This is a genomic window from Streptomyces sp. NPDC012508 (assembly GCF_042902595.1).
GTDB lineage: Bacteria > Actinomycetota > Actinomycetes > Streptomycetales > Streptomycetaceae > Streptomyces.
The window spans coordinates 224825-249735 of the sequence record NZ_JBIBEO010000002.1 but is presented as its reverse complement, the minus strand read 5'-3'; the positions used below and the strand labels follow the sequence as shown (position 1 = coordinate 249735).

25 protein-coding genes are annotated in these 24911 nt (G+C 70.7%); 16 read left to right on the top strand and 9 right to left on the bottom strand.

Annotation, left to right across the window (positions count from 1 at the left end):
- Positions 1–4 precede the first annotated feature (4 nt).
- The 6 genes from ACFY8U_RS07115 to ACFY8U_RS07090 all read left to right on the top strand — a co-directional run bounded on the left by ACFY8U_RS07115 (position 5) and on the right by ACFY8U_RS07090 (position 9427).
- Positions 5–1069 carry an ABC transporter substrate-binding protein gene (locus ACFY8U_RS07115; RefSeq protein ID WP_389566767.1) on the top strand — a complete coding sequence of 355 codons (1065 nt, stop codon included), beginning with the start codon at positions 5–7 and terminating at the stop codon, positions 1067–1069.
- On the top strand, positions 1066–2004 hold the full coding sequence (locus ACFY8U_RS07110; protein ID WP_389566764.1) for an ABC transporter permease: 939 nt from the start codon (positions 1066–1068) through the stop codon (positions 2002–2004). Before ACFY8U_RS07115 ends, ACFY8U_RS07110 begins: the two co-directional genes overlap by 4 nt.
- Positions 2005–2144: 140 nt before the next feature.
- Complete coding sequence (locus ACFY8U_RS07105; protein WP_389568251.1) at positions 2145–2876, top strand: ABC transporter ATP-binding protein; 732 nt, start codon at positions 2145–2147, stop codon at positions 2874–2876.
- Positions 2860–4398 (top strand): LLM class flavin-dependent oxidoreductase, encoded by a 1539-nt coding sequence (locus ACFY8U_RS07100; RefSeq protein WP_389566761.1) that lies wholly within the window; start codon positions 2860–2862, stop codon positions 4396–4398. Before ACFY8U_RS07105 ends, ACFY8U_RS07100 begins: the two co-directional genes overlap by 17 nt.
- Positions 4395–8396, top strand: a complete 4002-nt coding sequence (locus ACFY8U_RS07095; RefSeq protein WP_389566759.1) for an ABC transporter transmembrane domain-containing protein — start codon at positions 4395–4397, stop codon at positions 8394–8396. The genes ACFY8U_RS07100 and ACFY8U_RS07095 overlap by 4 nt, the downstream gene beginning before the upstream one ends.
- Positions 8393–9427 carry an aldo/keto reductase gene (locus ACFY8U_RS07090; protein WP_389566757.1) on the top strand — a complete coding sequence of 345 codons (1035 nt, stop codon included), beginning with the start codon at positions 8393–8395 and terminating at the stop codon, positions 9425–9427. Before ACFY8U_RS07095 ends, ACFY8U_RS07090 begins: the two co-directional genes overlap by 4 nt.
- A gap of 116 nt (positions 9428–9543) precedes the next feature.
- Here ACFY8U_RS07090 and ACFY8U_RS07085 read toward each other — a convergent pair whose 3' ends face one another.
- From ACFY8U_RS07085 to ACFY8U_RS07070, 4 genes are all read right to left on the bottom strand, one after another.
- Positions 9544–10671, bottom strand: a complete 1128-nt coding sequence (locus tag ACFY8U_RS07085) for a PP2C family protein-serine/threonine phosphatase (protein WP_389566755.1) — start codon at positions 10669–10671, stop codon at positions 9544–9546.
- Positions 10672–10942: 271 nt separating this feature from the next.
- Positions 10943–11278: a hypothetical protein gene (locus ACFY8U_RS07080; protein ID WP_389566752.1), complete on the bottom strand. Its 336-nt coding sequence runs from the start codon at positions 11276–11278 to the stop codon at positions 10943–10945.
- 66 nt (positions 11279–11344) lie between these two features.
- Positions 11345–12163, bottom strand: a complete 819-nt coding sequence (locus tag ACFY8U_RS07075; RefSeq protein WP_389566750.1) for a GAF domain-containing protein — start codon at positions 12161–12163, stop codon at positions 11345–11347.
- A gap of 307 nt (positions 12164–12470) precedes the next feature.
- Positions 12471–12986 carry an SRPBCC family protein gene (locus ACFY8U_RS07070; RefSeq protein WP_389566747.1) on the bottom strand — a complete coding sequence of 172 codons (516 nt, stop codon included), beginning with the start codon at positions 12984–12986 and terminating at the stop codon, positions 12471–12473.
- A gap of 63 nt (positions 12987–13049) precedes the next feature.
- Between ACFY8U_RS07070 and ACFY8U_RS07065 the strand changes: the two genes are divergently transcribed.
- Positions 13050–13631: a TetR/AcrR family transcriptional regulator gene (locus ACFY8U_RS07065; RefSeq protein WP_389566744.1), complete on the top strand. Its 582-nt coding sequence runs from the start codon at positions 13050–13052 to the stop codon at positions 13629–13631.
- Positions 13632–13745: 114 nt separating this feature from the next.
- Here the strand turns inward: ACFY8U_RS07065 and ACFY8U_RS07060 are convergent, their stop codons facing one another.
- Entirely contained in the window at positions 13746–14051 is a 306-nt protein-coding gene (locus ACFY8U_RS07060; RefSeq protein WP_389566741.1) for a hypothetical protein, read from the bottom strand.
- 148 nt (positions 14052–14199) lie between these two features.
- Here ACFY8U_RS07060 and ACFY8U_RS07055 point away from each other — a divergent pair, with 148 nt between their 5' ends.
- Both ACFY8U_RS07055 and ACFY8U_RS07050 read left to right on the top strand, forming a co-directional pair.
- Positions 14200–15390 (top strand): serine hydrolase domain-containing protein, encoded by a 1191-nt coding sequence (locus tag ACFY8U_RS07055; RefSeq protein WP_389566738.1) that lies wholly within the window; start codon positions 14200–14202, stop codon positions 15388–15390.
- 175 nt (positions 15391–15565) lie between these two features.
- The gene (locus ACFY8U_RS07050) at positions 15566–16390 is read left to right on the top strand and encodes a class I SAM-dependent methyltransferase (protein ID WP_389566735.1); all 825 of its coding nucleotides are present in this window, start codon (positions 15566–15568) and stop codon (positions 16388–16390) included.
- Positions 16391–16432: 42 nt separating this feature from the next.
- Here the strand turns inward: ACFY8U_RS07050 and ACFY8U_RS07045 are convergent, their stop codons facing one another.
- Together ACFY8U_RS07045 and ACFY8U_RS07040 are read right to left on the bottom strand one after the other, a co-directional pair.
- A complete protein-coding gene (locus ACFY8U_RS07045) occupies positions 16433–16609 on the bottom strand; it encodes a hypothetical protein (RefSeq protein ID WP_389566732.1) in 177 nt (58 codons plus the stop codon).
- Positions 16609–16845 carry a DUF2945 domain-containing protein gene (locus ACFY8U_RS07040; RefSeq protein ID WP_389566730.1) on the bottom strand — a complete coding sequence of 79 codons (237 nt, stop codon included), beginning with the start codon at positions 16843–16845 and terminating at the stop codon, positions 16609–16611. Before ACFY8U_RS07040 ends, ACFY8U_RS07045 begins: the two co-directional genes overlap by 1 nt.
- A 532-nt stretch (positions 16846–17377) precedes the next feature.
- Here ACFY8U_RS07040 and ACFY8U_RS07035 point away from each other — a divergent pair.
- The 3 genes from ACFY8U_RS07035 to ACFY8U_RS07025 all read left to right on the top strand — a co-directional run bounded on the left by ACFY8U_RS07035 (position 17378) and on the right by ACFY8U_RS07025 (position 19607).
- Positions 17378–17836, top strand: a complete 459-nt coding sequence (locus tag ACFY8U_RS07035) for a hypothetical protein (protein ID WP_389566727.1) — start codon at positions 17378–17380, stop codon at positions 17834–17836.
- Positions 17837–18139: 303 nt separating this feature from the next.
- The gene (locus ACFY8U_RS07030) at positions 18140–18871 is read left to right on the top strand and encodes a FadR/GntR family transcriptional regulator (protein WP_389566724.1); all 732 of its coding nucleotides are present in this window, start codon (positions 18140–18142) and stop codon (positions 18869–18871) included.
- On the top strand, positions 18858–19607 hold the full coding sequence (locus tag ACFY8U_RS07025) for a sterol desaturase family protein (RefSeq protein WP_389566721.1): 750 nt from the start codon (positions 18858–18860) through the stop codon (positions 19605–19607). The genes ACFY8U_RS07030 and ACFY8U_RS07025 overlap by 14 nt, the downstream gene beginning before the upstream one ends.
- Before the next feature lie 244 nt (positions 19608–19851).
- Here the strand turns inward: ACFY8U_RS07025 and ACFY8U_RS07020 are convergent, their stop codons facing one another.
- Together ACFY8U_RS07020 and ACFY8U_RS07015 are read right to left on the bottom strand one after the other, a co-directional pair.
- Positions 19852–20583, bottom strand: coding sequence for an SDR family NAD(P)-dependent oxidoreductase (locus tag ACFY8U_RS07020; protein ID WP_389568248.1), 732 nt, complete (start codon positions 20581–20583; stop codon positions 19852–19854).
- A 330-nt stretch (positions 20584–20913) separates the two neighbouring features.
- Complete coding sequence (locus tag ACFY8U_RS07015) at positions 20914–21942, bottom strand: hypothetical protein (protein WP_389566718.1); 1029 nt, start codon at positions 21940–21942, stop codon at positions 20914–20916.
- Positions 21943–22502: 560 nt separating this feature from the next.
- On the opposite strand from ACFY8U_RS07015, the gene ACFY8U_RS07010 reads away from it, so the two are divergent.
- The 4 genes from ACFY8U_RS07010 to ACFY8U_RS06995 all read left to right on the top strand — a co-directional run bounded on the left by ACFY8U_RS07010 (position 22503) and on the right by ACFY8U_RS06995 (position 24842).
- Positions 22503–23129, top strand: a complete 627-nt coding sequence (locus tag ACFY8U_RS07010) for a transposase (protein WP_389566715.1) — start codon at positions 22503–22505, stop codon at positions 23127–23129.
- Positions 23126–23593, top strand: coding sequence for a hypothetical protein (locus ACFY8U_RS07005; protein WP_389566713.1), 468 nt, complete (start codon positions 23126–23128; stop codon positions 23591–23593). Before ACFY8U_RS07010 ends, ACFY8U_RS07005 begins: the two co-directional genes overlap by 4 nt.
- A gap of 12 nt (positions 23594–23605) precedes the next feature.
- Positions 23606–23839: an HIT family protein gene (locus ACFY8U_RS07000; RefSeq protein ID WP_389568245.1), complete on the top strand. Its 234-nt coding sequence runs from the start codon at positions 23606–23608 to the stop codon at positions 23837–23839.
- Between the two features lie 313 nt (positions 23840–24152).
- Positions 24153–24842 carry a hypothetical protein gene (locus ACFY8U_RS06995; protein WP_389566710.1) on the top strand — a complete coding sequence of 230 codons (690 nt, stop codon included), beginning with the start codon at positions 24153–24155 and terminating at the stop codon, positions 24840–24842.
- The last annotated feature ends 69 nt before the right edge of the window (positions 24843–24911 follow it).

Here is a 24911-nt window from a genome sequence, read left to right as displayed (position 1 = left end):
ATTCATGCCACCCACCCCCGCCCCTTCCCGTCTGGGCCGCAGAGGCTTTCTCGCCCTCGCCGGCGGTGCGGCCGTCGGCATCGCCGGATGCGCGCCGCCGCCCGATCCCGCGGTCCGGTCCGCCTCCGTCAAAGCCCTTTCCACGGCCAATCCGCCGCCGAACACCTCGCTCACCATCGCCGTACGCACCTCGCGGATTCAATTCGCCGAATCGGGCCTGTCGAAGGAACTTCCCTTCAAGGTGTCCGAATGGCCGAACCTCTCCGCAGGCCCGGACATCATCCAGGGTTTCCGGGCGCGCTCCATCGATCTGGCGAGCAATGCCGGAATACCCCCGATCCAGGCCCATGCCATCGGGGTGGCCGCCCGCATCGTGGCCGTTCAGGTACGCCGGAAGCCGACGTACGTGTTCGCCACCGCCCCCGGCTCGTCCATCGCCGACGTGGAGGACTTCCGGGGCAAGAAGATCGGGTTCTCGCAGGGGCAGGCCCAGGGCGTGGTTGTGCTGCGCGCCCTGAAGAAGGCCGGTTTGACCCCGAAGGACGTACAGCTGGTGGCTCTTCCCAGCACCCAGTTCCTGACCGCCCTGCAGTCGAAGCAGGTCGACGTCGCGCCACTGGGCGAACCGACGCTGACCAAGTACCTCTCGCAGTACGGCAAGGACGGCGCTCGTGACGTACGTACCGACGTGGTCGACCTGCTGACGGTGCTGTGGGCTCCCGTCGAGGTCCTGGACGATCCCGCGAAGGCCGCGGCGGTCCGCAGCTTCGTTCCGCTGTGGGCGCGGGGTTCGGTGTGGGCGTGGGAGAACACGAACCGCTGGATCGACGCCTATTACGTCAAGGACCAGGGCGTCAGCCGCGAGGACGGCAAGCGGATCGTGGCCTCGCTCAACAAGCCTCATTTCCCTGCACGTTGGGACGAGGCGATCGCCTGGGAGCAGGAGACCGCCGAGCTGCTCGCCGACGGCGGCTTCGTGCCCCGGTTCGACGTCGAGCAGCTCTTCGACCGACGTTTCGAGAGCCTGGCGGCCGGGGCCGTCGACGCCCAGTACCGGGAGGGAGCATGACCGAGGCGCTGACCCCCGCGCGGGCCTCGCGGGGAATCGCGGTCGCCGACGACCGCCGCGTCCAGGAACCGGCCGTCGGCAAACCGGCGGCGGAGCCGAGCGGCGGCGGCCGACCACCCGGCCCCGGCGACAGGGCGGACAGAGAAGGTGACCGCAGACGACGACGGCTCGGTCCGGGCCCGTCGGTGCCCTTCGGCCGCCTGCTGGGACCGGCGCTGCTCATCGTGGCCTGGTGGGCTGCCTCGGCCGCGGGGGTGCTCGATCCGCGCATCCTGTCCGGCCCGGGGAGCGTGGTCTCCACCGCCGTCGACCTGGTGGCGGACGGCCGGCTCCAGGGCAACGTGCTGATCTCCCTGCAGCGCGCGGGTCTCGGGCTCCTCTTCGGTGTCGTGGCCGGCGTCACCCTGGCCGTCGTGGCGGGGCTCAGCCGCACGGGGGAGTACCTGGTCGACGGGCCGCTGCAGATCAAGCGGGCCATCCCGTCCCTGGCGATGCTGCCGCTGCTGATCCTCTGGCTCGGCATCGGCGAGGACATGAAGGTCACGGTGATCGCGCTCGGCGTGGCCGTGAACATGTACATCAACACGTATGCCTCGCTGACCAGCATCGACAGCCGCCACGTCGAACTCGCCGAGGTCCTGCGGCTGAGCCGGTGGCGCTTCGTGCGGAAGGTCGTGGTCCCGGGCTCGCTGCCGGGGTTCTTCGTGGGGCTGCGGCTGGGCGTGACCTCGTCGTGGCTCGGCCTGATCGTCGTGGAGCAGATCAACGCGACCAGCGGCATCGGTTACATGATGTTCCAGGCCCAGCAGTACGCCCAGTCCGACGTGATCATCGTGGGGCTGGTGGCGTACGGAGTCTTCGGCTTCGCCTCCGACGCCCTCGTCCGCGCTGTCGAGAGGAGGGCCCTGTCGTGGCGACGTACCCTGGCGGGCTGACCGAGGCGGCACAGCCGCCGAAGGACCCGGCATCACCGGCCGGCCGCACATCGGCGGCCGTCACATCACCGTCCGCCGGCACATCACCGGCCGTCACCTCACCTGCCGTCCGCACATCACCGGCAGTCCGTACACGAGGGCTGGTCCGCGGGTTCGGCGAGCGGACCGTGCTCAGGGGAATCGATCTGGACCTGGCGCCGGGCGAGTTCACCGCCCTGCTCGGGCGCAGCGGATCGGGCAAGTCGACGCTGCTGCGCGCTGTGGCCCGGCTGGACCACAGCGTCGAGGGGACGGGTGAACTCGTCGTACCCGAACGGGTGTCGCTCTCCTTCCAGGACTCGCGCCTGCTGCCCTGGCTGCGCGTGCTGGACAACGTGGTCCTGGGACTTCGTGGCCCCCGCGTCCGGGAGCGGGGACTGACCGCCCTCGAAGAGGTCGGGCTCGCGGGCCGGGACCGGTCCTGGCCGCACGAGCTCTCCGGCGGTGAGCAGCAGCGGGCCGCGCTTGCCCGCGCTCTGGTGCACGATCCCGAACTGCTGCTCGCCGACGAGCCGTTCGGCGCGCTCGACGCGCTGACCCGGATCAAGATGCACGGTCTGCTGCGCGAACTGTACGAACGCCACCGCCCGGCCGTCCTCCTGGTCACCCACGACGTCGACGAGGCCGTCGAGCTGGCCGACCGGGTGCTGGTCCTGGAGGACGGCGAGATCTCGCTGGACATCACGGTGGACCTGCCCACCCCGCGCAGCCGGCGCGACCCCAGGTTCCAGGAGTACCGGGACGCCCTGCTCTCCGCCCTCGGCGTGACCACGCCCGCCGCACCCCCGTACGCCGCCTCCACGAAGGAGAAGCCCCATGCCCCGCACAAATGACGGCGCCGCCGACCGTACCCCGTCGTCCGCCGACCGCACCCCGGCGGCCGGCGAGCCTGTCCGCAAGCGCCTTCACCTCAACGCGTTCCTGATGTCGGTGGGCCATCACGAGGCCGCATGGCGGCTGCCCGAGAGCCCGGCGGGGGGCGGTACGGACATCGCGCACTACCAGAACCTGGCCAGGATCGCCGAACGAGGCAAGCTGGACTCGGTGTTCCTCGCAGACAGCCCCGTCCTCCACGGCGACCCGGGGCGGCGTCCGTCGAGCAAGCTGGAGCCGACCGTCCTGCTGACCGCGCTGGCCGTGGTCACCAGCCGGATCGGGCTGATCGCCACCGCCTCGACCAGCTACAACGAACCCTTCAACCTCGCCCGGCGCTTCGCCTCGCTGGACCATGTGTCCGGCGGTCGCGCCGGCTGGAACATCGTCACGACGGCCGGCGCCGACGCGGCCCGCAACTTCGGCCTCGACGACACCCCCCTGCACCACGAACGCTACGAACGTGCCGCCGAGTTCGTCGACGTCGCCACCAAGCTCTGGGACAGCTGGGCGGACGACGCCGTCGTCGCCGACAAGGAGCGCGGGGTGCACGCCCGGGCGGACCGGGTGCGGCGCATCGACCACAGGGGCGCCCATTTCCGGGTGGACGGACCGCTGAACGTCGAGCGTTCGCCCCAGGGCCGCCCGCTGCTGGTACAGGCCGGATCCAGTGAGGACGGGAAGGAGTTCGCGGCCCGCTACGCGGAGGCCGTGTTCACCGCGCAGCAGACCCTGGAGGAAGGCATCGCGTTCTACAGGGACGTCAAGCAGCGGGCCGTCGCCTTCGGCCGGGATCCCGACGAGATCAAGATCCTCCCGGGGATCGTGCCCGTCATCGGTGACACGGAGGCCGAGGCCCGGGAGCTGGACGCGGAGCTCGAGCGGCTGATCGCCCCCGAGTACGCCAAGCGTCAGCTCGCGCAGCGGCTGCGGATCGCACCGGAGGACCTCGACCTCGACAGCGAGCTGCCCGATGACATCCCCACCGAGGACGAGATCGAAGGTGCCAAGAGCCGCTACACCCTCATCGTGGACCTCGCCCGGCGCGAGAGGCTGACGGTGCGCCAGCTGATCGGCCGGCTGGGCGGCGGGCGCGGGCACCGCACCTTCGCCGGGACCGCCGAGCAGGTCGCCGACACGATCGAGCACTGGTACGAGAGCGGGGCGGCGGACGGGTTCAACATCATGCCCGCGGTGCTGCCGTCGGGCCTGGAGCGGTTCGTCGAGCGGGTGGTGCCGATCCTCCAGGAGCGAGGCCTGTTCCGCTCGGAGTACGACGGCACGACCCTGCGCGAGCACTACGGCCTGGCCCGCCCGGCCAACCAGTACTTCGACACCCCGTCGGCCGACGGCGCCGCAGACGTCACTGCCGAGGCAACCGCCGAGGTCACAGCCGAGGTCACCGCTCAGGTCGAGACCGCCACGGGTGAAGGTGTCCACTCAGGCCGCTCTGCCGCCGCCGCGCTGGTGGACGCACGGTGACCGGTTGTCCCTCGCAGGCCGGGCAGGAAGACACCCCGTCGGAGCCGGCCGCCACCACGGCGGCCGGTCCCGGCGGGCCCGCGCCGGCCGGATGGGCCCGGCGGCTCCTCGGCTACTGCCTCCGCCACCGCCGTGACCTCGCCCTCGCGTACGGTGCCGCGGTCGTCGCCGCCGTGGCCACCGCGGCGCTGCCGCTCGTGCTGCGCCATGTCGTCGACACCGTCTCGGCCGGGGCGGCCGGATCGCTCACGCCCTGGCTCGTCCTCCTGGTCACCCTCGGAGCCGTCCGCTTCGGTGCGAGCTTCACCCGGCGCTACCGCTCGGGCAAGGTCTCGCTCGGGGTCCAGTACGACCTGCGCAACGACGCCTTCGCCTCGCTCGTACGGCTCGGCGGGTCCAAGCAGGACGAGCTGCGGACCGGGCAGGCGGTGAGCCGCTCCATCTCGGACATCACCCTGATCCAGACGCTGCTCCAGTTCCTGCCGAACCTCACGGGCAACGTGCTCATGTTCCTGACCTCCGTGGTCCTCATGGCGCTGCTCTCCCCGCTGCTGACCGCCGTCGCCCTGGTCGTGGGGCCGCTGCTCTGGCTGATCGCCTTCCGCAGCCGTCGCGACCTCTTCCCGGCGAACTGGCACGCCCAGCAGGAGGCGGCCGAGGTCGCCGCCGCCGTGGAGGCGACGGTCACCGGTGTGCGGGTGGTGAAGGGGTTCGGGCAGGAGCAGCGGGAGCTGGCAGGTCTGGACGGTCGTGCGCGCCGGCTCTTCGCCTCGCGGATGCGGGTGGTGCGCTACACCAGCCGGTACAACCCCGCGCTCCAGGCCGTGCCGGCCCTGGGGCAGGTCGCCGTGCTCGCGCTCGGCGGCTGGATGGCGCTGGAGGGCCGCATCTCGCTGGGCACGTTCCTCGCCTTCACGACGTACCTCGGCTCGTTCGTCACTCCGGTCCGGCAGCTGGCCACCCTGCTCACCGTCTGGCAGCCCGCCCGCGCGGGCGCCGTCCGTGTCATGGAGGTCATCGACGAGACGTCCGGGCTGGCGGAGGCACCGCGCCCGGTGGAGCTGCCGGCCGGATCGCCGTCCGTCTCCTGGGAGGACGTCACCTTCGGGTACGGCGGCGGGGATCCGCTCCTGCGCGGCTTCTCGCTGGACATCCGGCCGGGGGAGACCGTCGCACTCATCGGTCTCGCGGGATCCGGGAAGTCGACGGCGGCCGCTCTGCTCCCTCGCTTCTACGACGCCGCCGGCGGCCGGGTCCTGGTCGGCGGCCACGACGTGCGCGAACTGGCCCTGGACTCCCTGCGCTCCCGAATCGGGTATGTGTTCGAGGAGTCGCTCCTGCTCTCCGACACCGTACGGGCCAACATCGCGTACGGACTGCCAGACGCGGGGGACGAACGGATCCGCGCGGCAGCCCGGCTCGCGCGCGCCGACGAGTTCATCGAGCGGCTGCCCCACGGGTACGACACGGTCGTCGGTGAGCAGGGGGTCACGCTCTCCGGCGGTCAGCGGCAGCGGATCGCCCTCGCCAGGGCGCTGCTGTGCGAGCCCGACGTGCTCGTCCTCGACGACGCCACGTCGGCGATCGACACCCGGGTGGAGGCGGAGATCCACGATGCGCTGCGGACGGCGGCGCGTCGGCCCACGACGCTGATCGTGGCCCATCGGCGCTCCACCCTGGAGCTGGCCGACCGGATCGCCGTCCTCGACGCCGGCCGGGTCGTCGATACCGGCACGCTGGACGAACTGCGTTCCCGCTCGACGTTGTTGCGCTCCCTGCTGTCGGCGCCGGACCAACCGTACGGGGCGGCGGAGGACGCCCCCGCCTCCGCCTCCGGCCCCGTTCCCGCCTCCGCCTGCGCCTCCGGCCCCGTTCCCACCTCCGCCTCCGCCTCCGGCCCCGTTCCCGCCTCCGCCTCCGCCGGAGCCCAGGCCGTCGCCGACGTGACGGCCGCGGTCACGGCCGAGCTCTGGCGGCGGGACGTGGACGGCGCATCCGACGACGACGGCGGCGAGGCCTCTGTCCGTGCCGCCCAGGCCTTCGCGGAGGCCGCGGCGACGTCCGGACCCGGTCGTGGCGCACCGGGCGGTGGCGGGCTGCTCGGCTCGGCCCCGCCGAACCCCGAGGTCCTCGCCGGTCTCGCCCGGCTCCCGACGCCCAAGGCCGATCCAGGGCTCCCGGCTGAGGTTGCGTCCGCCGCGGAACCGGACCTGGGTCTGGGGCGGCTGCTGCGCCCCTTCAGGGGCCCGCTGCTGATCGGGCTGCTCCTGGTCGCGTTGGACGCGCTCGCCCAGATCGCCGTACCCGTGCTGGTCAGACACGGGGTCGACGACGGGGTGGCGCAAGGAGCCAGGGGAGCGCTGCTGGCGGCCGCGGCGGCCGCCGCCGTCGTGGTGGCGGCGAACTGGGCCGTCGGCGTACTCCAGGTCCGCACGACGGGCCGGACCGGTGAGCGTCTGCTGTACACGCTGCGGGTCAAGACCTTCGCGCAGTTGCAGCGGCTCGGGCTCGACTACTACGAGCGCGAGCTGGGCGGCCGGATCATGACCCGGATGACGACGGACGTGGACGCCCTGTCCACGTTCATGCAGACGGGACTGATCACGGCCGTGGTGAGCGGACTGACGGTGGTGGGCGTGCTCGCCGCCCTGCTTGTGATCGACGCGGGTCTCGCCCTGGTCCTCGTCGCCGCGGTGCCGGTGCTCGCCGTCGCGACGGCCGTGTTCCGCCATCACTCCGTACCGGCGTACCGGGACGCCCGGGAGCGCGTCAGCATCGTCAACGCAGCGCTGCAGGAGAACGTCGCCACGATCCGGGTCACCCAGGCCTTCCGCCGGGAGGACCACAACGCGCGGCACTTCGCGCGCCTCGCGGGCGAGTTCCGGGACTCCCGGCTGCGCGCGCAGCGGTACATGGGTGTCTTCTTCCCGTTCGTGGAATTCCTCGGCACACTGTCCGCGGCCACGGTCCTGGCCGTCGGCGCGGGCAGGGTGACGGCGGGGGAGCTCACGGCGGGCACGCTCATCGCGTTCCTGCTGTACGTGGAGCTGTTCTTCGCCCCGATCCAGCAGCTGTCCCAGGTGTTCGACGGCTACCAGCAGGCGGTCATCGGACTCTCCCGGCTGCGCGCCCTCATGCGGACACCGACCGGCACCCCCGGCGCGGCCCGGCCCCGCCGGGTCGGCCGCCTGCGCGGCGCCCTCGAGTTCGACGGCGTGTCCTTCGCGTACCCCGGGGGCCGTGAGGTGCTGAGCGACCTGCGGCTGCGGGTCGCCCCGGGAGAGACCGTCGCGCTGGTGGGCACGACGGGAGCGGGAAAGTCCACGGTCGTCAAACTCCTCGCCCGCTTCTACGATCCCTCCGCCGGTCACGTCCGCGTGGACGGGGACGATCTGCGCGAGCTGGACCTGACGGCGTACCGGCGCCGGCTGGGCGTCGTCCCCCAGGAGCCCCACCTCTTCAGCGGAACGGTGCGGGACGCCATCGCCTACGGGCGCCCCGATGCTCCAGACGCCGACGTCGAGGCGGCGGCGCGGGCCGTCGGCGCGCACGACATGGTCGCGGGACTGCCCCGGGGCTATCTGCAACAGGTCGGTGAGCGGGGCCGGAACCTGTCAGCGGGCCAGCGTCAGCTCATCGCGCTGGCGCGCGCCGAACTCGTCGATCCCGACGTGCTGTTGCTGGACGAGGCCACGGCCTCGCTCGACCTGGCCACCGAACGGCGGGTGACCGCCGCGACGGCCGCGCTGACCCGTCGACGTACGACGGTCGTCGTCGCGCACCGGCTCACCACCGCCGCGCGCGCCGACCGTGTCGTGGTCCTCGACGGCGGCAGGATCGCGGAGACGGGCACGCACGAGGAGCTGCTCGCGGCCGACGGTCCCTATCGCCGGCTCTGGGACGCCTTCCGCAACGGCTCCGGGCACGCCGCCCTCGCCGATCCCCATCCCACCCACCCCCAACCCACCGATCAACTCATGCAGGAGAGTGCGCGATGACGCAGTACCGCAGTCTGGGCCGTACGGGCGTGAAGGTCAGCCCGCTGTGCCTGGGGACGATGATGTTCGGAGCGCGGGGCAACCGCGACCACGAGGACTCCGTACGCATCATCCGGCGGGCCCTCGACGCGGGCATCAACTTCGTCGACACGGCCGACGTCTACTCCGCCGGCGAGTCGGAGACGATCGTCGGCAAGGCCCTTGCCGGTGGCCGCCGGGACGGCGTGGTGCTCGCGACCAAGTTCCACGGCAGCCTGGGAGAGGACGTCAACGAGCGGGGCAACTCACGCCGCTGGATCGTCCGGGAGGTCGAGAACAGCCTGCGCCGTCTGGGCACCGACTGGATCGACCTCTACCAGGTCCACCGGCCTGAGCCGGACACCGACTTCGACGAGACGCTCGGCGCCCTGACGGATCTCGTGCGCCAGGGGAAGATCCGCTACATCGGGACGTCGACGTTCGAGCCGTCCGCGATCGTCGAGGGCCAGTGGATCGCCGAGCGTCGGGGGCGGGAGCGGGTGGTCGCGGAGCAGCCGCCGTACTCGCTGCTCGCCCGGGGCGTGGAGCGTGAGGTGCTGCCGGTGGCGCAGCGGTACGGACTCGGTGTGCTCGCCTGGAGCCCGCTGGCGGGAGGCTGGCTGTCCGGCCGCTACCGCAAGGGGGCGGAGCAGCCCCGCTCCAGCCGTGCGGACCGCCAGGCCGAGCGCTTCGACATCGCGTCCCCGGAGAACGCGGCGAAGCTCGACGCGGCCGAGGCCCTCGCGCAGCTCGCGGAGGAGGCGGGCCTGACGCTGATCCAGCTCGCTCTCGCCTTCGTCCTCGAACACCCGGCGGTCACGTCGGCCATCATCGGCCCGCGCACGTTCGACCAGTTGGAGAGCCAGCTCGGCGCGGACGACGTCCGACTGAGCCAGGACGTCCTCGACCGGCTCGACAAGATCGTGCCGCCGGGCACCAACCTCTCGGCGCGCGACGCCGGCTACACCCCACCGTCGCTCACGGAACCGGCCCAGCGCCGCCGCACCCGCTGACGCCACCCGGGTCGCTCCCCCGCGGGGGAGCGGCCCGGAGGACGGCTTGCTACTGCCTGCACACGGCCTCGGAAACCGTCACTGACCGCCCCCACGGTGACGTAGCCGCACATCGGTCAGGCTTCGGACACGTCGGCGGGCCGGGTCTGGGACAGCTCCTCGCCGAGGCGTACGGCGAGGGCGGCGATGTCGTCGTCGAGGCGCCCTCTGCTGTAGCGGAGAAGATCACGGTGAAGAGTCGCGAGCAGTTCGCGGGGCGGTGTGGGGGGCTGTCGACGCATCCAGGCTGCCAGCGGAAAGAACTCGCCGTCGTGGGAGCGGGCCTCGGCGATCCCGTCGGTGTAGAGCAGCAGCAGGTCGCTGGGGGCGAAGTCGAAGGTGTCGATGGTGTAGTGATCACCGATCAACTCGGCCAGGCTCAGCGGTGGCGAGGGGGCGGCGGGCTCGAGGATGCGGAGTTCCCCGTGGTTCAGGAGCAGTGGCGGGGGATGTCCGCAGTTGAGAATGGCGATACGTCCGCCCTCGCGCGGGATCTCGGCGAGAAGGGCGGTGGCGAAGCGCTCCATCGGGCCCTCGGGGGGAAAGGCGGCGTTGTAGCGGGTGCTGCCGGCATCCAGCCTGCGTGCGACATCGGCCATGTCGGGCTCGCCGCGCGCCGCCTCCCGGAACGCGTTGACGATCGCCGCGGCCGCCCCCACCGCGGGCAGGCCCTTGCCCCGTACGTCACCGATGAGGAGCCTGACCCCATAGGGCGTGTCGACCACCTCGTAGAAGTCCCCGCCGATGCGGGCCTCCGCCGCTGCCGCGAGATACAGCGACTCGATCTCGACGCTCCCCAAGCGGCGCGGCATGGGGCTCAGCACCACCTGCTGCGCCGCGTCGGCGACGAGCCGTACCTGAAAGAGGGTGCGTTCCCGCTGGAGCCGGACATGGCTTCCGTACGCGGCGGCCACGGTGACCGCGATGATCCCCGCAGCCGTCCACCACGTTCCCAGATCGGGGAAGACGAGACTGAGGCCGATCATCAGACAGAGGCAGACCGTCCCGAGCAGGATGGTGGGGAGGACCGGCCACATGGCGGCGGCGAGCGCCGGCGCCGCGGGCAGCAGACGGCTGAAGGCCATCTCCGGCGGTGTGGCATATGCCAGGCTGGCGATCACGACGGTCAGCATGACCGGCGACAGCCGCACGAACCACCCGCGGCTGTAGCGCCGACGGAGCCACGGCCGTCCAGACTCGATCACATGTCCCACAATATCCATGCAATGAGGGCAAGGCGCTCTGGCGATGTGGAGTCTTCCTGGACCGGCTCGCCCGTCAGCGCCGTCCCCAGCGGTGCGACCGCCGCCCCGACGCCTTTGACGGCCACGCTTCGGGGAGAGTGCGGTGTCACCCGTGTGCCGCACCTGCGGCCTACCCCTTACCGCAGCGCGTCGCCCTGCGAGAACCTCAGCGGACCGGCTTTGCCGCCGGCGTCACCGCCGGAGCCCTCCTCGCCCAGGCCCCGCTGTGCGGCTACCGCTGCCGCGGAGTCCTGTCGTGGTCATCGGGCTCCGGGCGGAGGACCCGCCACGTGAAGTGGAGCGCAAGGGCGAGCGCCGGTACAAGGAGGGCCGCCGGCAGGAGGCTCCACCATCCGAGACCAATGGCCATCAGGGCGGCGGCGATGATGCCGAACGCGAACGACGCGACGGCGGTGACACCCAGGATCGACAGGTTCCGCTCGTGTGGCCGGGCCAGCTCTGCCTCGATGGTGCGGCGCGCCTCGTCGAGGGCGGCACGGTGCATGTACTCGTGCCGCATCAGCAGCTGCCAGTCCTCGGGACTGACGCCCTCCATGTACTCGGGCATGTGAGGTTCTTGGGATCGTCTGCGCGGCTCACGCCGCCGGTTCCACCATGCCATGGAAAGTCTGCCTCACTCCAATGCGTAGGAAGCCGCGAGAGTGTTGGCCAGCGACTCCATGAGCGTCACATGCGGATCGATGAAGTCCGAGAAACTGGGTGCGTCGACAGCGAGGACGCCTATCTCCCTGGTCCCGTGGATGACGGGAACGGCGATCACTGCTTCGTAGCCCGTGCCGACGGGGATGAGGTACGAGTGCTTCTCGTGTTCGCCGTCGATCCTGAACGGTTTGCCGCCTCCGGCCAGGATCGCGTTCTTCATGTGCGCTGCGCCGACCGGGTCGATGACGGCCCTGGGTTGCCGGTGGCCTGGAAAGGTACCCGCCAGCGTGAAGCCGCCCGTCGCGGCTTCGTACAGATAGAAGCTGCACCGGGCCCGCGGGATGAACGCCGGCCCGATCGGTGGAGCGGTGAGCGAGACCGCTCCTGCCAGGACGCGGTCGAGGACTTCCTTGCGCTTGTGCTGGAGGTCGGCGACCGTCTGCGCGGGCGCGGAGGATGGCAGGGGGGCCGCGGTCGCATAGAGCGCGGTCAGCGCCTTGACCATCTCACTCAGGGGACGGAGCGTGGACGAATACAGCATCGCCATGTCTGCCTCCGCCCGGATGGCCCGCTCCTCGGCCCGCTTCTTGGCATTTTCCACCAGGCGTCTCTCGAGGTGGGTGATCAGGACGACGCCGAATGCGGAGACACCGGCTATGCCGGCCCAGAGTCGCTTGTCGCTACCTGTGGAACCGTCCGCCCACACGGAAACGACTGCGACGGCCACGCCGAGGACCGCGGAGAACAGAAGGAAGAGGTAGTGAAGGCCCCGTTCGGCTAACTGGTTCATCCGTTGCTGCAACTCCGCGTTCGTTGAGGACTACGCCCGCAGAATCCCATACCTGATCTACGGCGCGCCCGAAGTTTGCCGGAGTCCTGCCTCACCGGCATCAGTCGAACGGTGGCCGGTCCACCACGACAGCTCGCGTGGCGGGTTCACCCGCGAAGCTCCACCTGGCCGTTGCCGCACGCTGCCCTGGTCGCGACACCAGGGCAGCGTGCGGACTGCACGCGGCTCAGGCCGGTTCTGGAGACCCGGCACCGCAACCGCCGCAGTCCTCACCATCTGGCTCCGAACGTGATCTGCCGGCCACGTCCTAGCTGGCGCCCGCGTCCCGGCGCATCACGGCGCCGGCCAGGGTTCGTAGCGCTCGGACGTACGGCGACCAGCGGGCCGGGCGCCGCACCGCCCCGGTGCAGGCGAGTTCAGCGCGGTCGAGGCTGTCTTCCATGCAGGCGTCGTGCAGCGGGCGCCAGGCCAGGGGCCAGGTCAGGCGGGCCAGGCCTCTGGGCGCCATGGTGAGGGTGTGGTGCAGCCGCGTACGGTCCGGCCCGGCAGGGAGTACTGCCAGTTCGTGGAAGCCGTGGAAGCCGCGGGGCCCGGTGAACTCGAAGCGGACCCAGCGCCCGGTCGCGTACCCGGCCACGGTGTAGCGCACCGGCCCGTGGCCGCCCGCCGCGCCGGGCCCCAGCGGGCGGTCGAACTCCATCGGCGACCAGGCCGCACCCGGCCAGAGCAGGTCGCCCTCCCCGCTCGCCAGAGTGTCGATGAGTGCTCCCACCTCGCTCTCCGTCGCGGTCAACAGGCGCTCGTGCACGTTGTGGACGCCCATGGGTCCTCCCCTCAAGAGTATTGGAGACCTCTCTCCAATTAATTGGAGGGTACTCTCTGATTCATGGCGAGACCACCCCGCTTCGCAACGGACCAACTCCTCGACGCCGCCGTCCGTCTCGCGGCCTCCGGCGGACCCGCCGCCGTGACCATGTCGGCCGTGGCCCAGGCCGTCGGCGCGCCCAGCGGCTCGGTGTACCACCGCTTCGCCGGGCGCACGGCACTGCTCGCCGAGGTGTGGCTGCGCACCGTGGAGCGTTTCCAGGAGGGCTACTTCACCGTCCTGACCGGGGAGCCCGACCCGCGCCGGGCGGCCTACGCGGCCTCCCGGCACGTGGTGGCCTGGTGCCGCGAGAATCCGGACGAGGCGACCCTCCTCCTCTATGGCGCAGCCGATTTCGGCCGCGCCGACTGGTCCAAGGAGCACACGGGGCGCGCCGACTCGGGCAACAGCCGGGTATTCGCCGCCCTGGCCGACCTCGCGGAAGCCCTGGGCGCCCGGGACGAGCAGGACCGGGACCGCGTCGCCCTGGCGCTCGTCGACCTCCCGCTGACCGTGGTCCGCCGCCACCTGCGCACGGGCACGCCCTTGCCTCCGTACGCCGAGGACCTCACCGAGCAGTGCACGGCGGCACTCCTGGCCTAGGGCGTTCGGCCCTCTCGGCTCAGGTGCGCGTTCACGCGGAAGAGCCACTCACGCCTTGCGGCACGTCACCTCGCAGCGATCTTCCTATGGGCGCGAGCCTGACAGGAAGATGGGTCACCTCTGCCAGGGAAGCGCCTCGACCGATGTGATGTCGCCCGCTGCCAGCAGTCCGAAGAGCCGAAGAACCTCCTCGCGGGCGGCCTCGCGCATCCTGCCCGGGGCCACCGAGTCGTCGTCCGGGTTCTCCCGGACCAACAGGCCGCCGCGGAAGGCACCGAGGCACCACCCGCTCTCATGGGTCAGCGACACGTCGGGGTGCTCGTCATCGGCATCCGCCAGACCGGCGAGCACCCGCCTCATCGTCTCCGGATCAGGCTCGTCGACCGTTCCGCCCATGACGTCGTACATGAAGCAGCTCATGGACCGGCTACTTCACGCAGTGAGCCACAGGACACCGCCTAGGCCGTATGGAGCACCAGGCAGGCACGTCCGGACAGCACGTCCGATGCTGGGGCGGACCCCTTGGAACCGGGTGTCCTCCGCCCGGCGTCACCGCGAAGGAGCCCCCGTGTCGGCATGCTCTGAAGTCCGTTCCCGATCGCGCGTTCGCCTGCGGCTGTCCGTCGCCGGCCTGGCCGCGTTCACGGCGCTCACCGCCCTGGTCCAGCCCGCACAGGCCACGGCCACGCCGCCCTCCCCGGACGGGGCGCTGCAGCAGCAGCTGAACGACCTCGTCCGTACGGCCGGAGGGCCGCCCGGAGTGATCGCGCTGATGCGGCAGGGCGGCCGGACGGCGGTCTACCGCGCGGGCGTCGCCGACACGACGACGGGCCGCCCGCCCCGTACGACCGACCACATGCGGATCGCGAGCGTCGCCAAGGCCTTCAGCGGAGCGGTCGCCCTGCGCCTCGTTGACAGGAACAAGCTGCGCCTCGACGACACGATCGGCGAGATCCTGCCGGCACTGCCCGCAGCATGGCATCAGGTGACGCTCCGCCAGCTGCTCAGCCACACCAGCGGTCTGCCCGACTTCTCGACGGCGCCGGCGTTCATCGAGATCCTGCAGGAAGACCCCCGGCACCGCTTCGACTCCCGCCGGCTGCTCGACTTCGTCGCCGACGTCGGCCTGCTGTTTCCGCCGGGATCGCGGTACGAGTACTCGAACTCCGACAACATCGCCGTGGCGCTGATGGCCGAGGCGGTCACGGGACAGCGGTACGAGCGGCTGCTCGACCAGCTCGTCTACCGGCCCCTCGACCTGCGGCAGACCAGCCTGCCCCAGGGCTACCGGCTGCCGGAGCCGTACCTGCACGGCTACGACGTGACGCCGCCCGCCCCGCCGGAGGACATCAGCGAGGTCCTCAGCGCGTCGGGCGTCTGGGCCTCCGGCGGAATCGTCTCGACGCCGAAGGACCTCAACGCCTTCATCCGTGCCTGGGCCGGCGGACACGGTTTCCTGTCGAAGGAGACCAGGCGTGAGCAGCGGACCTTCATCCCCGGCGCCGCCTCGGAGCCGGCCGGGCCGGGCGTCAACTCGGGCGGTCTGGCGATCTTCCGCTACGCGACGCGGTGCGGCACGGTCTACGGGCACACCGGCAACTTCCCCGGCTACACCCAGTTCGCGGCCGGCACCGCGGACGGCAATCGCTCCCTCACGTTCTCGATCAACACCCAGACCAGCAAGAGCCTCAAGCCGGAACTGCTGGCCAAGGTCCGCGCCGTCCAGGAGGACTTCGTCTGCGCCCTGCTGCGACACTGACCCCGGGCGGATGGCAGACGGCGGGTGAGCGCGCGCATCGATGCATACCGCTCCTGCGGAAGGGGTCCCTCGCCGTCGAGGCATCGAGGCATCGAGGCGTCGACGCAACGGAGCCCCGGTGCGTCACCCTCCTGGCCCTGCGCCCACGGTCTCGGCAGGGGTAGGGATGAGGGACATGAGCAACGAGAATGCCGCAGACCAGTCCCTGAAGGCGAAACACCGGGCGATGTGGGCCCTGGGCGACTACCCCGCCGTGGCGTCGCACGTCATTTCCGAGCTTGGGGGCGTGCTGGTGCAGGAGTGCGGCATCCGGGAGGGCGACCGCGTCCTCGATGTCGCGGCCGGTTCCGGGAACGCGGCCATTCCCGCCGCCCTCCTCGGCGCCGACGTCATCGCCTCCGACCTCACGCCTGAGCTCCTGGAGGTCGGGCGCAACCTTGCGGGGGAGCGGGGTGCGCGGCTGGACTGGCGGGAGGCCGACGCCGAGGACCTGCCCTTCGCGGACGGTGAATTCGACACGGTGATGTCCTGCGTCGGCGTGATGTTCGCCCCGCACCACCAGCAGACGGCCGACGAAATGGTCCGGGTCTGCCGCCCGGGCGGCACCATCGGCCTGATCAACTGGACCCCGGAGGGGTTCATCGGGCAGATGTTCGCCACGATGCGCCCGTACGCCCCTCCGCCGCCGCCCGGCGCCCAGCCGCCGCCCCTGTGGGGCAACCCGGAACACGTGCGCTCTCTGCTCGGGGACCGGGTGACGGACGTCGACGCCCGCCGCCGGCCGCTGCGAGTCGACCGGTTCGCGCGGCCGGAGGAGTTCCGGGACTTCTTCAAGGCATGCTACGGGCCGACCATCGCCACGTACCGCTTCATCTCCGAGGACCCCGACCGGGTGGCCGCCCTCGACGAAGCCCTCGCCGACTTGGCCTCGCAGCACCTCGCCGACGGCGCCATGGATTGGGAGTACCTGCTGGTCACGGCCCGACGGTCCGACGCATAGGAGGACGTCGGGCTGCCGGTCGAGCGTGGCTGCGGGAGCGGATCACACCACCGTGCCGCCACGTGACGCTCGGAGCATGAGCGCCGTCGAGGGAAAGCCGACTTCGGGAGATCCGGGGGAGGCCTGCGTGCCTCCCCGTGCGGTGGCGCTCATGGCGACCGTCTCGTCGGACTCCTTGCGGTCGCCGGCACGGTCGTCATCGCGCTGTTGACCGGCCATCAGGCGTTCCTGCCCTTCTTGCCCTTCTTGTGCAGGGCGCCCGGCTTGTGCACGGCGGTGCGGCCGGTCTTGTCGCTCTCCACCTCGTACTGCGGGTCGTCCTTGGCGGCGTCGACGGTGCGTCCGGCCGCCCGGGTCCGGTCCGTGATCTTCTTCTTGACCTTCCCGGTGACGTTCTGACCGTGGCTCTTCCAGGACACCTCGTCGCCCTTGCTCAGGTCGTCCTTCTTCGGCACAGCGCGCTCCTTCGTGTCAGACCGGGGGCCTGCTGCCCGCCGTCGCCCGCCACGGCGGCGTCGGCCGCCTCCAGTGCGACCGTTCCACCTGATGGTGACCGAGCCACCATCACCGCGCACCTCGACTCCGGGGGACTCACCGAGCGGGACGGCATGAGCGAGGCCCGGCATCGACGTGCCGGCCGGACCGCAATGCCCCGAACTGCGGGCGGTGCTTGCTCCGGGTGGTGGTAGGCGGCTCGCCGCCGCACCGCGTACGGGTTGAGATGAGTCCGTGACAGCGAAACCGGTCCCTCCGAGAGGCGAGCAAGCAGTGACCGCTCGGAAACGGACCCCGGCAGCCTCGCCGGACACGACTGCGCCGTCGGCGTCGCCTCTGTCCCGCGCACCGAGCACAGCGGGCCTCGTCCACCCTCGCCGAGGTCGTGCAGAGGGGAGGACCGCGCTGTCGCCGCCCCGGACTCGAACGCCCCAGACGTCGGCGCCGGCCCATCCTGCCGACCCACCAGACTCTCGGAAGGACCGACTCTCCGTGCGCACGAACGATGACGGGGCCGACCGCGCCCACCAGCGTCCCGAGGGTGTCACCGATGCAACGGTGGAAGCGCTCGGATCACTGTCCAAGGCGCTGGAGACGGTCGAGCGTGCCCGCGGCCACCTCTACTCCTTCCACCAGCTGACCGGCCGTGCCGACCTCGAGCTCGACCAGGCGGTGAACCTGCTGCGTGAGGCCGGCCACGACGGCTGGGCGGATCGCGTGCAGCGGGAGATCGTGGGCCGCAACGTCATTCCCGGGCGTTGGACCTTCCAGATCGTCGAGGAATACAACCGCACCTACTACGCGCCGTTCCGGCAGGTGGAGCAGGATGCCCTGGCCGACTTGGCCGAGGGCAAGGATCACCTGTTCGAGGCGGAGATGAAAGAAGCCCGCCGCTCCAACGGCCACCCGGACCACACGGCCCGACCCGACAGCCCCCACCAGGTTCCGTAGCACCGGTGCGCGCCTGCAACGCCTGTGGGACTGCCGGCAAGGCACGCAGACGTACGCTGCGTGGCCCTGGGCGAGTGACATCCGCGGGCGCGTTGAGCGAGCAGGGCCCCGTCGCCGACGAGGCGTTCACCGACGAACGCGCCTGCTCCCCGCGCCTGCGGGGGAGTGGCCCTGCCCTACTCGGGCGAGGGTGAACGAGCGTGCACGGCACGTCGGCTGACACAGCGTGTGATGAGCCGAGCGCTCCACATCGACTGGTCTGACCACTAGACCATCAGTCCACTGGGCTCGTATGGTCTCCGCATGCCTCTGCAACCAGTCAACCGACGCTCGGTTCCCGACGAAGTGTTCGACCAGCTCTTCGGCGAACTCGTCAGCGGCAGCCTCGCCCCCGGCGAAAGCCTCCCCAGCGAGCGGCGCCTGGCGGAAGTCCTCGGCGTCTCACGGCCCGCCGTACGAGAAGCGCTGCAACGGCTCGCGCACGCGGGTCTGGTGGAAGTCCGTCAGGGCGACGCCACCACTGTCCGGGACATCCGCAGAGCGGGCGGCCTCGATCTGCTGCCTCGCCTCCTGTTCGCTGCGGGCGAGATCGACCTCAAAGTCGCCCGCAGCATCCTGGAGGCGCGGCTTCATGTGGGCCCGAAGATCGCTGAACTGGCAGCACGGCGCAAAGGAGCGGCCCTCGCCGCCCCGCTGCAGGACGCCGTCCGGGCGCTCGACGCCGACGACGATCCCGTGAACAGGCAGCGGCACGCCCTGACCTTCTGGGAACACGTCACGGACGCGGCCGAGTCCGTGACCTTCCGCCTGATGTTCAACAGCCTCCGCGCCGCTTACGAGCCGGCCCTGGAGGCCTTGGCCCACGTCATGGCCACGGAGGTGGACCGGACCGACGCCTACACCGCCCTGACCGACGCGATCGTCCAGGGCGACGCGACCGCCGCCCGCACCCGTGCCGAGGATCTCCTGCGCCCGGCGACCGTGGCCCTGATCGACGTCATCGACCAACTCGAGGAGAGCCATGAACCTGCGTAGAACGCTCATGCGGATGTGGCCGTCCACCGACGAGGCCTCAGACCGGGCCGCCCAAGCCCGCGTTCGGGCGGACGAGAAGGCGCAGTCGGCGCCACGCCGCACCGAGGTCACGCTGGGCAGCGTGTTCCGGGCGTTCTGGCGCTACCCCTCACCCTGGATGATCAGCGCCACACTGGTGACCGTGCTTGCGTACCGGATCGGCTTGGGGGACTGGCGCGCCGACGACGCCTACGCCCCGCTCGTCCTGATCCTGCTGTTTCCGCTCCTGGAATGGCTGATACACGTCTTCATACTGCACTGGCGTCCGCGCAAGGTCGCCGGCGTCGTCCTGGACACCCTCCTGGCGAGGAAACACCGTGAACACCACGTCGACCCACGCGACGTCCCTTTGGTCTTCATCCCGTGGAGAGCGCTCATCTGGGTCATCGCCGGCTACAACACCGTGGCCCTCATCGCCTTCCCACGCCTGGGCCAGGCCCTGACCTTCATGGTCACCGTGGCAGTGACGGGCCTCGTCTACGAGTGGACGCACTACCTGATCCACAGTGACTACCGGCCCCGGAGTCGGGCCTACAAAGCCATCTGGCGCAACCACCGGCTGCACCACTACAAGAACGAGCACTACTGGTTCACGGTCACCACGACCGCCAGCGCTGACCGTCTCCTGGGAACCTACCCCGACCCGGCCACGGTACAGACGTCACCGACCGCCAAGAACCTCCACGGCACAGCCTGACACCCCTGCCCCCGGGACACCGGCCTTGCCGCACCCGAGTCCGCCCCGCCGCGGTGGCGTGACCGACCGGGCCCTTCACGCCAAGCAAGAGCGCCTGCGCAGCCCGTATCAGTACCGGTGATGGGGCCGCGTCATCGTGTCGTCGGGCGCGACGCCTTCCGCCCTGCCGGTACTGAGCGAGACCATCTGCCGGGATCGGGTGATGGCGTGCGGGAGCGGAAGGGGCTGTGACCGTGGACGCTCGCTACAGGCCCCCGGCGACGCGCAGAACCGCGCCGGTCGTGTAGGCGGCGTCAGTGGACAGGAGCCAGGAGATGGCGCCGGCAACCTCCTCGGGCTGCCCGGCCCGGCCCATGGGGATGTTGGCGGCAACCTTGGCGGGCCGCTCGGGGTCCGCGTGAAAGTCCGTCCAGATGGTGCCGGGTGCGACGCAGTTGACGCGGATGCCGTCAGCGGCGACTTCCTTGGCCAAGCCCACAGTCATCGCGTCGACCGCCGCCTTCGCTGCGGCGTAGTGCACGTACTGGCCGGGGCTTCCGATGGTCGCCGCGGCCGAGGAGACGTTGACGATGGCGCCCCCGCCGGTCCGTGACATGTCCCGCACCGCTCGACGTGCGCACAGGAGGTAGCCGAGCACGTTGACGCCCAGGGCCTGGCGCATACCGTCGGCGTCGGCGTCGGCCAACCGCCCGTTGGGGCCGCTGACCCCGGCATTGTTGACCAGGCCGGTGACGGGACCGAGCTGCTGCGCGGCCGCGTCGAACAGCAGGTCGACATCGTTCTCGTCCGCGGTGTCGACACGGACGGTCAGACATCTGCGCCCGGCGGCAAGGACGGCGCCGGCGACCTTCTCGGCGGCCGAGTCATGCGAGCGGTACCCCACGACGATGTCATGGCCATCGGCCGCGAGACGTTCGCAGACCGCGGCACCGATACCCCGGCTGCCGCCCGTGACGATGGTGACTGGCTGCTGCATGGCAAACCCTCCTGAACACCGCGGGAGACGATTTTGATCGATCATCGATCATTCTTCGTCAGCGTACACGCCCACGCCCTTCACGCCAGGCTTCCCGCCTCCGGCTCCGCCTGTGTCACGGCGCATTCCGGTGAGCGGCGCCGATCTGGGGCGCGGCTCCAGGACGCCTCGGGTCCCAGGCAGCGGCGCCTGGCCCAGGCCAACCAGACCTGGGCCAGGTCACCCCATCCCGTCGGAGAAGGCGTAGAAGCCACCCTTTCGACAGCCGCGTCCGCTCCGCCTCAAGTGGACCGACCCTACGGACGGCCGCTGGATCTCCCCTTCGAGCCTCTATCGGTCAGGTCTGCGGAAGAAGGAGAGCGTCTTCGTGAGGGTCTTCAGCGGTGAGGCGTCCTCCTCGGACGCAGCCGGTGCGGGGGTTCTGGGTGTGCTGCTGCCGCTGGTGGCTTCGGCGAGCGCGGCGTGTGCCGACTCGGCCGCCTCACGGTACAGATCGCTGGATGCCGTCATGGCCCTGAGAGCTTCGGCGTACCAGGTGACCATGGCTCGTGCGTGGACGAGTTCCTCATCGGGGGTGAGCAGGTGCCAGCCTTGACGCAGCCGTGTCAGGGCTTGTTCGGCGTCGGCCTGCAGCGGCTGCGGCAGTGAGGCGAACTCAGCGATCTTGTTCAGGAGGTCGGTCGGCTCGGTGCCGTCGAGGAAGACGTCGCCCACGGTGAAGCGTTCCGCGTCGTAGTCCGGGGCCTGAGGTGTGGGGGGCAGGACGACGGCCCCGCCGCGCGGTAGCCCCACCCCCAGCTCACGCTTCATCGCGAAGTCGGCGATCAGCGCCTGCTCCGGTGTGGCCCGGTGCTCGATCACCCTGTGCTTGAGGCTCGGTGGCAGAAAGGCCGTGACCGGCCGCCGCCCCAGCGCGTCCGGCGTCATCGCCTCGTGCACCACGACGTGGATGAACCAGCTCTGCCGGGCGCAGTCCCGCAGCAGGCGCCGCAGCTCGCCATCGTCCTTGGGCAGGTAGTTGGTCGTCCGCAGACGCACGCCCGGCACCGTGTCGTGATCCCAGGCGACCCGGTCGCTGTCGGGCCAGAACACGGTAGCGGGGGAGGGCCAGCTCGCTTCCCAGGCCCGCTCCGCCTCGGCGGCCAGCACCCAGACGACCTCGCTGTCGTTGTCGGTGCGGCGGGACTCAGGCTCATAGGTGGTCAGTTGAGCGCGCACCGTGACGTTGCCGGTCACGCGCCAGCGTGCTTCGAACAGGCGGCGGGCCGAGGGGCCGGGGTCGGCGGACTCGTCCCGGGGGAACATATCGGTCGAGCGGGCCGCCTCGATGGGGTCGAGCTCGAGGAAGTCGTCGATCACTCTGGCCGTCTTGAGGGCGAGCAGGTTGCGTCGGACGTCAAGCTCGGCCTCGGGCCCGAGGTGACGCCCCCGTCCGAGCCATGCGCTACGGGGGACAGTGATCGATGAAGAGCTGCTCTTGGCCATGAAACCGTCCAGTGAGTGATCGGGGCTCGACCAGTATGGTCCGCGGCCCGAGCGCCGGAGTCCACCAGTCGCACCGGCCGGCGGGTCACGCTTCCTGGTGTGAGCTCTCACTGATTGCCCAGAGCCCGTCTTACGCCGTGTCTTAGGACTCCTGGCGGAATGACCTCGGAGCACCTGTCGCCGGTCGACGGCGCGTAGCGCGGCGGGAAACCGGGCGCACGTTCGGGGTGGTGTCAGGGAGCTCGTCCAGACCCTGTTTAGTGTGCGCCTTTCTCGACGGCCAACCGGATTACGCACCCGAGCCGGTCAACGAGAGCCATGCTCAGGAGTTGTGGATCGGCTCCGGGAGGGCATGCGGAGGGCGTACCTTCCCAAATGATCCGTAAGGTCTTCGAGTAGGCCCGCGTTGCAGCGCGGGTCGGGAAGGCACGCCCGTGCTCAGCGTAGTCACCGACGACACCTCCACCCGGTCCGGCTCACTGATCGACGAGATCGTCCGCGAAGGCGCCCGCCGAATGCTCGCCTCCGCACTGGAAGCGGAAGTCAACCAGTACATAGCCGAGTTGGCTGCCGAGACCGACGAGTACGGACGACGTCTCGTTGTCCGCAACGGCCACCACCGGCCCCGGACGGTGGTCACCGCGGCCGGGCAGCTGGTTATCGGCGACGGTGTCATGGGCCTGTGGCGGGCGCTCGCCGAGGTGTTTCCGGCAGCCAGGCCGCAAAGGTGCTGGGTTCGCAAAGCCCGCGACGTCGCGAACTGCCTGCCCAAGTCCGCGCAGCCCGGCGGGCTCGCCTTCTACGATTTCCCCGCCGAGCACTGGATTCACTTGCGGACCACCGACCCCATCGAGTCGGCCTTCTCCACGGTCAGGCTCCGCACCAACGTCACCCGCGGCGCGTGCGGCCCGGCGGCCGCCCTCGCGATGGTGTGCAAGCCGGTCGAGTCGGCTCAGGCGCGGTGGCGTGCGATCACCGGAGCTCACCTGGTGTCCCTGGTCCGCGCCCGTGCACGATTCGAGAACGGCGTCCTGGTCGAGCGCGAGGAGCAGGTCGCATGAACGTCCACGACATCCTGCAGAACCCGGACGAGCACGTCCGCTTCGCGGCCTACCTCGACACGCTGGGGCACGTCGCCGACACGAACGAGGTTGAGCTGGTCAGCCGCGTGCTCACTGATCCGGACCAGACGATGGCCCAGTCCGCTGTGCTGCGGCACCTGGACCGTCGAGCCGCCGGCCTCTGCCCCGGTCCCGCCTACGAGGGGTGGGCGCAGGCGATGACCCAGGCCACGATCGACCACCCCTTCCTGGCACAGCGCCTGCGGGAGTGGTCACTCTTCCGCGCCATCACGCTCAAGCTGCCCTGGCAGCCTGAGGACCTGCTCGCGTCGTCCAATTGGCTCCAGCTCAAGACCGCCGCTGGGACGAACACCGAGGCCATCGAGATCCTCGCCGAAGCCGGCCGCACCAAGCGGATCCGCAACACCGCCAGAATCGGCCTCGACCACCGCAGCGGAAGCTGAAGTCAGCTCGGCATCGCGTACCTGGAGCGGTGGCCCACCTTGCCGGGAAAGGTGCTGGTCGCCCCCAGACAGCATGTCGAGGACCTCGTCAGCGGCTCCACGGCAGACGTCTACACAAGCATGATGCTCGTCGTACGCGAGGTCGCCCCGGCCGTGGAAGCCGTTCTCGCCTCGGAGCGCGTCTACCTGCTGTCCGATGGCGCGAAGGAAGGCAACGCCCACGTGCACTGGCACATCGCGGCCTAGCCAGGGACCGACCACCGACGACGGTGAGTTCCCGGCGGATGCGGCGAGTGCTCTTGGCGGGCCCTGGCTCAAGTCCGGTCTGCTGTGACCGACTGGCATGGTCCGACAACGGCACCCTTTGCATGAGGAGGGGGAGGGGCGGCGCATGGGGGCTCCGTCCGACGGGCATCACGGCTGGGTGAAAACAACGGGGTACGGGCGGGGTTGGTTTTACGGGCGGCTGCCCCTCTGGTTACGGGTACTGGTCGTCCTCGCGGCCGGATGGGGAGTGTTCCTCTGCGGTCAGGAGGTTGCCGAAGGGTACGGCGAGACCATGGCGTACCGCGACGCGCCGGTCTGCGAGGTCGGCAACCAGAAGGGGAACGGGAGCGGCGGTGAGGCGTGCGTGCGGCGCGAGGCGGGCACGGTGCTCGACCGGCGGACGGGCGAGCACTGCACCTCCAACGGCACGAGCGGAGGCACGAGCGGGGGCGTCACGACGATCGGCGGAGGCGGCGGCATGGCCACCGCCGGCGGCAGCATGGGCGGTGTGGTGACCGGCGGGGTGTCCACCGGGGGTGGCGGGGGCGGTACGACGTGTACGACGTACTACGACGTCGAGGTGGAGTGGCCGGACCGCGCCGCCTGGTTGGCGGTCGGGTCGGAGACGTACGACGAGGTCAAGACGGGGGATCGCGCCGACGTCCGGCTGTGGCGGGGTGAGGTCGTGGGGCTGGAGGTGGGCGGCCGCACCCATGCCTACGCGCCCTCCTCGCAGAGCGGGGTCGGGTGGTGGCTCGCGCTGGGCTGCCTGATCCTGGCGGGCGGCGCGTGGGGGGTGGTGAGTGGACGACTCTCGGGCCTCCTCGCCTTCCCCAACTTCGGCTGGCCTTTCGTGGCTGCCGGGGTTGGATGGCTCGGTGCCATGGCACTGTTCGGCGGGCACATTGCGGTCTGGGCTTTCGCGATCGTGTGGACGGGGTTCGCGGTTTTCTGGATCGTGGGCGCCTGGCGGGACGGGTGACGGTCCCGGCGAGCTGGTTTTTCCGTTCCCTTAGGGAGCCGGTCCGCGGGAAGCCCTTGCTGCCTGCGA